This window comes from Hydrogenobacter sp., assembly GCA_041287335.1.
Classification (GTDB): Bacteria; Aquificota; Aquificia; order Aquificales; family Aquificaceae; genus Hydrogenobacter.
The window spans coordinates 42,758-52,299 of record JBEULM010000020.1 but is presented as its reverse complement, the minus strand read 5'-3'; the positions used below and the strand labels follow the sequence as shown (position 1 = coordinate 52,299).

Genomic DNA, 9,542 nt, shown 5'->3' with positions numbered 1-9,542 from the left:
TTCTTTTTGTCAGAGGGCATGAGACCTGAATGGCTCTATGCATTTTTGATAAGCTCCTTTTTGGCATAATCTGAGAGCTTTATGGAAGATAACATAGTATGCTTGAGTAAATTTGTCAATAAAAAGCAGAACCAGTCTTTAAGGCTTTCTTCAATGGGATACTGTTTCTTTACTTAGTCTGTTGAATGTGTATGTAATGCCTGCGTATTACTGCTATGCGGAAAGGAGAGGCAACAAGCTGACAGATCAAAGATTTGATTGGGCTTACATAAAGAGGAAACTTATAGAGCTTTCCTGTTATCACAATACAGCCCTTCATTGGAATTTAAAGGAATTAGAACAAGAAAATTTGGTGAAGCTTATTGATAAGGTTAAATTCTATTATTCAAAGCTAAGCTCTAAGTTAGGTATAAAGCTACACAGTTTTGCTGGATTAGACAGGTTTAAGGAACTAATTAGTAAAGATATAGAGGCGTTTAAAGTTAGTTCAAGATTAAAGTCAAAACAAGCTCAAAGAAGAGAAACAAAAACAAGGCAACCTAAGGAACTAGTAAATACCGAATTGAAAACAAAGATAGATATATACAACTACTTAGGTGGTGTATATCATCTAACTGTGGATGAACATAAAGAAAAGGATGGGGTTGTTTATCTCTACGAATGAAAGCATAGTAAAAGCTCTTTACTACCCGGCGTTGATGACATTAAGGATGGTCTAGTAAAAATTTTACTGCTCAAAAGCATAGATGAGTTATATTATGAAGGTAGGCGTATTGATTTCAAAGTGGGGTTAAAATTAACAAGCCCAGAAGGTAATTATGATAATTTAGACAATATCCTTAAATCCCTAAAAAACAGGCAAAAAAGGAGTTTTTATTATGCCTTTTAAAAGAAGCCAAGTACAATGGCTTTGAGGTGGTTTATTATGGGATTAGTGACCTCTCCCCTTAGGTATCCTGGTGGAAAATCAAAGGCGGTAAATTTTTTAAAAAACTTTTTCCCTGTGGATTTTAAGGAGTTAAGGGAGCCTATGTGTGGTGGTGCCAGTATAACCCTTTACTGGGCTCAGGTAAAACCTTTTGTAAAATACATAATTGGCGATAAAAATTTTGACCTTTATTGCTTTTGGAAAGAGTTAAAGGAGAGACCAGAAAAATTGATAAAAGAAATCTTAAGTCTTTGGCAAAGCTATAAAGATGGAAGGAAGCTATACGAGGAGATCCTTCAAAGAAGACCTTACCTTTCTAACGACACGCTACAAAGAGCAGTAGATTTCTTTGTGCTGAATAGGATAACCTTTTCTGGAACTACAGACAGCGGAGGCTACTCGGAAGAAGCCTTTAGGAAGAGATTTACATCAAAAAGTATCGAAAAACTCTATAGCGTAAGCAAAATCCTTCAGAGAATAGAGGTATATCATGGGGATTATAGTCAATTACTAAGAGAAGAAGGAGAAAACGTGGTTATATTTCTTGATCCACCCTATTATTCTTCAAGAGGCTCAAAACTTTATGGAAATAAAGGAACCCTACACACAGAATTTGACCACTATAGACTGAAAGAAGAGGTACTTAAGTGCAAGCATAAAATACTTATAACATATGATAATTCTAAGGAGATAAAAGAACTTTATATAGATTTTTACATTGTAGGGTGGAAACTCAAATACGGTATGGCAAACTATGGAAAAAATTACCTAAGAGAAGGAGATGAGCTTTTGATAGCAAATTATCCTTTAGAGAGTTATTTAGAGAATTTACAAAAGCAACCCAGTATGTTTCAAAAAGTAGTTATCTATACCTCTTGGGCATAAAACTTTAAAAATTTACAAAATAGGCTTGAATTCTTTTAGAAAGTTGTATAATTTACCTTATCAGTAAGGGCGATTAGCTCAGAGGTAGAGCGCCATCCTCACACGATGGAGGTCGGAGGTTCAAGTCCTCCATCGCCCATTTTAAACCCTTGCCTTTCAAAGCCTTGAAAATAGCCCCTTTCAAAAACCTTGTCTTTCAATGGAAAATTTCCAAAGCCTTGTCAGTCAATAACTTGAATAGCCCATTATGACCCACTATGACCCACAAAATTACATCAGATTTTCAATCTTTTTTTTCAATATCTCTAAGCCTTGTCTATCAAAGGTTTAAAGGGGGTTTAATTTAACACGTTAAAGGAAATGGCAGGAAAGCTCTGTCAGTCAAGGCTTGGATAAGTTTTTTAGATTTTTTAACTTTCTGGTCAGAAATCGGAAAGTTTGGAACTATATCATAGCCAAGTGCTTGACTCTCAAAGATTTCTAATCTTTCTAACTTTCTACCTATATATACCCAGAAAGTTAGAAAGTTTAGTTAATCATACTCAAATTTTAGAGGTTAACCATGTCTATCTTCGTAAAGCCTTAAAAAGTCCACCACATTCAAAACAAAAATAATAGAGGCTTCTGTTGTTCTTTTTTCCTGACTGAAAAATTATTTGCGACCAGTATTTCATCGCATTTTACCAATTTTTGAAGTGTTTCAAAATTTGTAAAAATAAATACCCACTTATAATCCTGTGTCAAGCTGTCCTTGTGTCCTTGACCTCTTATCCACTTTTCTGGGGAATTCCTCAGAAAAACCTGTGAAGGTATAATTACAGGTAAGAGCTGAACTGTGGACACGGAACAAACTCGGCGAATGGCTCAGGGAAATGAATAAATTATTAAGCAATAACCAGGCGGTTATATACCACCCTTCCCCGGGCTAAGCGACTCATTGCAACCTACAGCGTTTTATATAAGCCTTTTGAGTTAGGAAGCTGGCGTATATATCTGCTGGCTGGCGTGGAGAAGGTAAAGCTCTTATGATTGATCCTTCAGGATATAAGGATGATGACTAAAAAACTGTGGTATATTATAAATTGTAATTTGTAATAAAAGTTGCTAATCTACCGTGTGAAGTTGAAAGAGGATTTATGTTTGATATAATATCCCGTAACGGAGGGAAAAATGAAAAGCAGTTTCCTTTTGATGATTAAAATATGGGGGATTTGTAATGAAGAGAAAAAAGGTTTTTATATCCCTCCTCGGAACAGGACCTTACAGTGAGACCTCCTATATCCTCGGAAAGAAGTCTATGAAAACGAATTATGTGTCATACTTCCTATGTAAAGAAGTGGTAAAACCCGATAGCATAATCATAATAGGCACACAAGAATCAAAATGGGAAGAATATCCAGATAAATACTTTCCCCAGAAATACAAAAAGGTATTGATTCCTTATGGAAAAAACGAAGAGGAACTGTGGGAAGGATTTAAAGAAGTTATGCAGGAAATTATACAAGAAGTTAGGGAAAGTGAAGTTTATTTTGATATAACTCATGGTTTTAGAAGCATTTCTTTATTCATATTTACCGTGATAAGACTTATTAACATTATCGAAAATGCAGAAATTAAGGGTATTTTCTACGGTATGTATGAAAGAGGCAGTCAAGAAGCGCAAGTAGTAGACCTAAAACCCATGCTTGATCTTGACAACCTTATATATTCCTTTAAGACTTTTTTAGATTATGGAGATGTATATTCTCTAAGTGAATACTTGGAGAAGTACTTAAGTGGTTTAGAGAAAGATAAACAAAAAGATTATTCTGGGATAAAGGCGTTGAGTAAAGTATTAAAAACTTTGAGTAATGCGTATTTTACAAATGCTCTAAGGGTGTATCCTAAAAAAATATCGGACATAGAAGACATTCTGCAGAGGCAAAACATCAAAAGCACATTTGAAAAGGACCCAAGAATGTATGCGGTAAGTTTGCTTTTTGACAAGTTTAAAAAGAGCGAGTATTACACTCTTAAAGGTTATAAATTTGAAAATCTTGAAGATTACACAAGTTTTGCTTCTCTTTATATGAAAACCAAAAGGTTCAGCCAAGCATTAGAGGTGCTTAGGGAAGGTTTTATAAGTTATTTAGCGCAATCTTGTGGTATTAAAGAATCAGATAGGAAAAAGTTGGATTCACTGCTGGGTGCTTTGCAGGATATTAAAGATGATAATATTGAAGATAAAAGCATAAAAGAAATCGTAAAAATGATAAGAGATATAGCTTCTAATATTAGTCATTTAAGAAACGCAGCATCCCATGCTTTTACTTCAGTGGAAGACGACAAAGCTAATAGTATGGTTAAAGATATAGAGGAAAGAATAAATAATATAATTCAGGACCTTACCAACTTGAAAGAAAAAGGTTTAAGCCAAGAAATATGCAAAATACTCATAGATTTGTCAGAAAAAATAAAGGGCAGGCTATGAAAAAGCTAACCTTTGAGCTTGAATTCATAACACCAGCCTTCATAGGGAGAGCGAACCCGAAAAATGCAGAGCTTAGACCTGCAAGCTTTATAGGACTTTTGAGATGGTGGTATTGTAAAATGCTACAGGCTAAAATAAATAGCACAGATAGTATATACGAAGAGTAGAGCAAGCTGTTTGGCAATCAAGAAATCTCTTCTATATTCTGGTTTAAAATTAAAAATCCTGCTGGTAGGCCTATTGATAAAGAACAACTTAGATTAGATAAAATAGAAATCAAGCCTGTAATATCATACCTTGGATACGAGAACATACTAATTTTCAGAAAAATGAGAATAGAAGAAAATACAAAATCTTCCCTACCAGCCATCCTATACCATCCCTGCCATTAGAGTGTGTTTATTGTACCAACCTTGCTCCTCCTTTGCATTTCTTGGATCATGAAGTTTTTTGTAAAGCCTAGTAAGCACAAGGGAACCACCAAAGGAAGAGCCTGTTTGAAACACAGGACACACAGAGTCGCGTATACTACATAGGATACATTCATGGCTTCTTGAAACCTTCGCAATATCTTCTGGCAAGACTTCGTATCTTTCTGAAGGCATAAGCCAGACTTTTGCAAGCCTGAGTCTCTCATATACAACTTCATGTTCTACCGCCAGGTCTCTATCTCCTTCTATACCCTCATCCTTCACTATAGGTATAATGCTAACTTTCTTAGAAGCTTCTTGAGTGAGTATATCATACACCCTTGCATAAGGGTAGCTTCTTGTCCTTTTTGGAGATACCCATAAACACACCGCTACGTTATAACCATTTACCTTGACTAAAAACCTCGTTGGAGCTTTTTGTATGCCTAAGGGATGAAAATCTACTGCAGGAATTTCTATCCTATTTATGAACTTATAAGATAGACCCTTTTTAATATAGCCAATAAACTCTACTGTCATAATGCTTTCTTTATCTTGCTTTTCCTCCATTTCATACGAAATTATACCTGATATTATCGAGGGAAAATGCCAGATGGGAATTTTTTTACAAGCTCCTTATTGATCCCTTTAATGAGTCTTGCTATATACGAGCCAATTTCTCACCTGACGTATATCACAGGAATTTGTATCTGTGAAAGTGTTTTCTGTGTGTGGTAAAATAGTCCAATTGAAGTATGAAGGAACTATTGTAAATTGTGAGGAGTTAAGCTACAGCATCTACGATTTTGGAGTGAAAGGTCAAGTGTTTTGTTATGGTGTATCATCATGTTTTTGAGGATAGGCTTGGGTTTTGATTCGCATGAATTTGAAGAAGGTAAGCCACTTTATCTTGGTGGTGTGTTGATAGAGCATACAGCGGGTTTTAAGGGGCATTCAGACGGTGATATTTTACTTCATGCTATAACTGATGCCCTTTTGAGCGCTATTGGTGAACCGGACATCGGTGAGCTTTTTCCTGATAGAGATGAGAGATGGAAAAACGCTTCATCTGAAGTGTTCTTAAAGGAAGCTCTTAGAAGAATGAGAAACAAGGGGTTTAGTATAATAAATCTTGACTGTGTGCTTGTTATGGACGATCCCAAAATATCTCCCTACAAAAACATTATAGTAGATAACCTCTCCAGGATAATGCATGTAGACAAGACAGCCATATCTATAAAAGGAAAGAGAAGGGAAGGTTTTTGTAAAGATAAGGGTGCTGTATGTTACTGTGTTATCCTTTTAGGTCATGAAAGTTAATCTTGTCCTTTCCGGTGGTGCTTCAAGAGGTATAGCTCATATAGGGGTAATCAAGGCTCTTGGGGATATGGGATTTCAAATTGAAGCTATAAGCGGGGTGAGTGCTGGAGCGCTCGTAGGTGCTTTCTATTGTGCAGGCTACACTCCTGAAGAGATGCTCAGGATAGTAAAAGCGACCGACTGGATAAAGGTTATACGCCCAAAGGTGCCAAGATACGGATTTTTCAGTTTGAGCAAAGCGGAAAAGTTCTTGAGAAAGTATTTGGAGGTGGAACGTATAGAGAACCTTAAAAGAGAACTTTACATAGGTGTGCTGGACATAAAAAGCGGTAGGAGCTTTCACTTTAATGAAGGACCACTCTATCCTATACTTCTGGGAAGCTGTGCGCTTCCGGGTATTTTTGAACCCATCAAGTATGAAGATTACATATTAATTGATGGTGGTGTTACCAACAACTTACCTGTAGAACCTCTTTTGGAGAAAGAAGGTATATTGATAGGCGCGGACGTTAACCCTACCAATACTTTAGAAAAGGTAAGGAGCATATTTCACATAATAGCGAGGAGTTTTCTACTCGCTGTGAGATCAAATGTAGAAAAAAGGAAAGAACTATGCCATGTAATTATACAGCCAGAACTTCAGAACTACTCCGTCATAGATTTTTGGAGGGCGCAAGAGATATACACACTCGGTTACAAAAAAACTTTAGAGGTGATGAGCGCATATGTCAAATAGGCTACTTATTGATCACGATGAGAGCTGGCGATCCGTTGCAAAAAAAGTTACAAAGCTCGCTTTCCCTATAATACTCTCAAACCTACTTTACACCATAGAGAGTGCCTTTTCCATAATACTCGTTTCTGGTCTTTCCGCAACTGCCGTTGCCGCTGTTGGTTACTCCGCGAGCATGTTGTGGTTTATTTACTCCTTAATGGCTCTTTCCTACACTGGTACCTCCGTTTTGGTAGCTCAAATGACAGGTGCAAAAAAAGATCCCTCCCCTGCTTTACTCTGGGGTTTGATCTTATCAATCCTTACAGCCTTACCCCTTACTTTTACTGGTACAAATCTCGTAACTTTCCTGATGGGTGAGTTTGGTGCGTCAAAAGGCGTCACAGCCTTAGCAAAAGAGTATCTTGACCCTATTTTCACTTTCATAATTGTGGGTTTTATCACAAATACCCTTTATGCGGCATACAATGGCTATGGAGACACCAAGACACCTTTTAAGGTGGCACTTATTATGAATTTCGTTAATATATCAAGCGCTTACCTTCTCATATACGGAAACTTAGGATTTCCCAGACTTGAAACTAAGGGAGCAGGATGGGGAATCGCCCTTTCCGAACTTGTTGGGCTTGCAGTTTACATTTACCTTTACATCAGAGGAAGGAAGCCCTTTCCTATATGTTTGTCCTTTAGCAAAGATGTTCTTATAAAGATCTTACGTGTGGGTACCCCTACAGCTCTTGAAAGAGCTTTTTCCAGCTTATCTTTTAACATATTTGTAGGCTTTCTCGCGAGCTTTGGTGATAAGGTGCTTGCTGCTCACCAAATAGGACTAAGGGTTGAGAGCGCCTCCTTTATGATAGGTTTTGGATTCATGACAGCATCCACCACTCTATCGGGTCAAAATTGGGGGGCTAAAAATTATGCGGGTCTTGATTATGGCGTAAGAATAACCGCACATGTAACAGCTCTCACAATGGGTTTTATGGGTCTTCTTCTGCTTTTATTCCCTCACTACTTTTCCCTGATCTTTACAAGAGACAGTCAAGTTACAAGGTATGCGGTTTATTATCTGGTGATAGTAGCTCTATCACAACCTCAGATGGCTTACGCGAGCATATATTCAGGTGCCTTAAAGGGCATGGGGAAAACTTACATACCCCTCGGCGTCAACCTCATATCTTTCTGGCTTTTCAGGATCATACCGTCTTATTTGCTCCTTAGGCAATTTCACACACCCTTAGTTCCCTGGATATTTATGAGCTTTGAAATGAGTATGCGTGCCATCATTTTTTATTGGGCATACAAAAGGGAGATAGCTAAGTTTTTGAGTTCAAGAACAAAAGGAGGGAGGTGTATAAAAGTACAACCTGAAGGAATAAAAAAATGATCACTTTGATAACTGCTATTTGTGGAAACACAAACCTAACGAAAAAACCGGATATGTTATCAAGAAAAGACAATAAAAAGAGGGAACTGCCGATCAAAATCCTTCCCTTAGAACTTGTGAAAAGAAGTAGGTGAGCAACAGCCAAAGAGTAAACAGCCATAGAAAGTATGTGAGGATAAAAAATCTTAAACATACCATCAAGTGTCTTAGGCTTTGAAAAGGTGGAAGGATTCCCCAGATAGTAACTTTTTATACTTTCAGGTGTAAAACCCATTTTTGAGAAAAAAAGTGGAAAATTTACAATGGTAAAGAGTAACAAAAAGAAAGAGAATACAAAAATTATAAACTTGATATTTGACATACCTGTTGGCTTGTTATCACCCATAAAGATAAGAAAAAAGAGTGTCAGCAAAATAACCATCCCGCTAAAAGCTTGAAACAAAAAGAAAGAAATCAGCTTTATATATATAAAGAGTGGTGAAAAATACAATACAAAGATGTCAGAAAGTATAAAAGTTACCGCAGAAAGGGTACTTATAGCTATAAAAGTTATCTTCAATTTTTCTGGAAATGAGGAGAGTAAAAAAAGTGAAAAAAGCACCAAAAGATAAAAGGCTTTTAAGAATATTTCCACATGCATATCCTCAAAAAGCTGTGCAAGAGAGATCTTTTCAGGAAAATTGGGATCTCCAAAAAAGTACCTGAAGATTGATGAGTAAGTAAAGCCATACTTATTATAAAAAAAGAACCAGGAACTGAGCCAGTAAATGAGCAATAGGACAAGAAAGGTAAGTACCAAATAGTAAAGAGGTCTGTTCTCTTTTATATTAGCAGATATAAAAAATCTCATCTTTCACCTCCAAATATAACCTTCCACATAGCAAGGACCTTTCTTGTGTTGTCCGTTATGGCTCTTGATGTGAGGGTGGCTCCTGTCATGTTTGGAATATCTTTCCTCAATCTAAGGCTTTCTGGTGTTAACTCCTTACCTCTGAAAAGCCTTAGCCAATTTTCGTCGGGCATATACTCTAAAGGTTCGTTAAAGGAGAGGACCTCTATCAGATCTATTTTTCCATCAGGTGTTATTGTGTAAAGTACCACTTCTGGGTGAGTTCTAACTGTATGGCTGTCTATGTATGCATATCCGATCACGTTGTTTCCCTTTTTGGCTATATACCAAGAGATGAGCCTCGTTCCAAGTTTCATACCAGAGAGTCTCTCTATCTTTTCCAACTGGTCCTTTGATAGAATTAGGTTTTTCACTTCAATCTTAGCGCCGGGGAAGGCATCCTTTAAAGCTTGTTCTGGAGTTTTAAAATCTCTCGCAGTACCATCCGTAGCAAAACAAATAAAGCAAAAGATCATGCTCATGAAAAGACACCATCTGCACATGCTTAACATATTTTAAT

At 36.9% G+C, this 9,542-nt stretch carries 10 protein-coding genes and 1 tRNA gene; 8 read left to right on the top strand and 3 right to left on the bottom strand.

Annotated elements, in window-relative coordinates; genetic code table 11:
- The first annotated feature begins 181 nt into the window (after positions 1 to 181).
- The 5 genes from ABWK04_02765 to ABWK04_02745 all read left to right on the top strand — a co-directional run bounded on the left by ABWK04_02765 (position 182) and on the right by ABWK04_02745 (position 4,450).
- The gene (locus ABWK04_02765) at positions 182 to 664 is read left to right on the top strand and encodes a hypothetical protein (protein ID MEZ0360809.1); all 483 of its coding nucleotides are present in this window, start codon (positions 182 to 184) and stop codon (positions 662 to 664) included.
- A 261-nt stretch (positions 665 to 925) separates the two neighbouring features.
- Entirely contained in the window at positions 926 to 1,813 is an 888-nt protein-coding gene (locus tag ABWK04_02760; protein MEZ0360808.1) for a DNA adenine methylase, read from the top strand.
- A 67-nt stretch (positions 1,814 to 1,880) separates the two neighbouring features.
- Positions 1,881 to 1,952 (top strand) — tRNA-Val (locus ABWK04_02755).
- Between the two features lie 1,077 nt (positions 1,953 to 3,029).
- On the top strand, positions 3,030 to 4,283 hold the full coding sequence (locus tag ABWK04_02750) for a TM1812 family CRISPR-associated protein (protein MEZ0360807.1): 1,254 nt from the start codon (positions 3,030 to 3,032) through the stop codon (positions 4,281 to 4,283).
- Positions 4,280 to 4,450 carry an RAMP superfamily CRISPR-associated protein gene (locus ABWK04_02745; GenBank protein MEZ0360806.1) on the top strand — a complete coding sequence of 57 codons (171 nt, stop codon included), beginning with the start codon at positions 4,280 to 4,282 and terminating at the stop codon, positions 4,448 to 4,450. The genes ABWK04_02750 and ABWK04_02745 overlap by 4 nt, the downstream gene beginning before the upstream one ends.
- 204 nt (positions 4,451 to 4,654) lie before the next feature.
- Here ABWK04_02745 and ABWK04_02740 read toward each other — a convergent pair whose 3' ends face one another.
- Positions 4,655 to 5,263 carry a hypothetical protein gene (locus ABWK04_02740; GenBank protein MEZ0360805.1) on the bottom strand — a complete coding sequence of 203 codons (609 nt, stop codon included), beginning with the start codon at positions 5,261 to 5,263 and terminating at the stop codon, positions 4,655 to 4,657.
- Positions 5,264 to 5,539: 276 nt separating this feature from the next.
- Between ABWK04_02740 and ispF the strand changes: the two genes are divergently transcribed.
- The 3 genes from ispF to ABWK04_02725 are packed head-to-tail and all read left to right on the top strand — an operon-like array spanning position 5,540 to position 8,133.
- A complete protein-coding gene (ispF, locus tag ABWK04_02735) occupies positions 5,540 to 6,013 on the top strand; it encodes a 2-C-methyl-D-erythritol 2,4-cyclodiphosphate synthase (GenBank protein MEZ0360804.1) in 474 nt (157 codons plus the stop codon).
- On the top strand, positions 6,003 to 6,749 hold the full coding sequence (locus ABWK04_02730; protein ID MEZ0360803.1) for a patatin-like phospholipase family protein: 747 nt from the start codon (positions 6,003 to 6,005) through the stop codon (positions 6,747 to 6,749). Before ispF ends, ABWK04_02730 begins: the two co-directional genes overlap by 11 nt.
- Positions 6,739 to 8,133 carry an MATE family efflux transporter gene (locus tag ABWK04_02725; GenBank protein ID MEZ0360802.1) on the top strand — a complete coding sequence of 465 codons (1,395 nt, stop codon included), beginning with the start codon at positions 6,739 to 6,741 and terminating at the stop codon, positions 8,131 to 8,133. Before ABWK04_02730 ends, ABWK04_02725 begins: the two co-directional genes overlap by 11 nt.
- On the opposite strand, the gene ABWK04_02720 is transcribed toward ABWK04_02725, so the two are convergent.
- Both ABWK04_02720 and ABWK04_02715 read right to left on the bottom strand, forming a co-directional pair.
- Positions 8,063 to 8,983, bottom strand: coding sequence for a hypothetical protein (locus ABWK04_02720; protein MEZ0360801.1), 921 nt, complete (start codon positions 8,981 to 8,983; stop codon positions 8,063 to 8,065). The genes ABWK04_02725 and ABWK04_02720 overlap by 71 nt on opposite strands.
- Complete coding sequence (locus ABWK04_02715; GenBank protein ID MEZ0360800.1) at positions 8,980 to 9,525, bottom strand: FMN-binding protein; 546 nt, start codon at positions 9,523 to 9,525, stop codon at positions 8,980 to 8,982. Before ABWK04_02715 ends, ABWK04_02720 begins: the two co-directional genes overlap by 4 nt.
- Positions 9,526 to 9,542 lie beyond the last annotated feature (17 nt).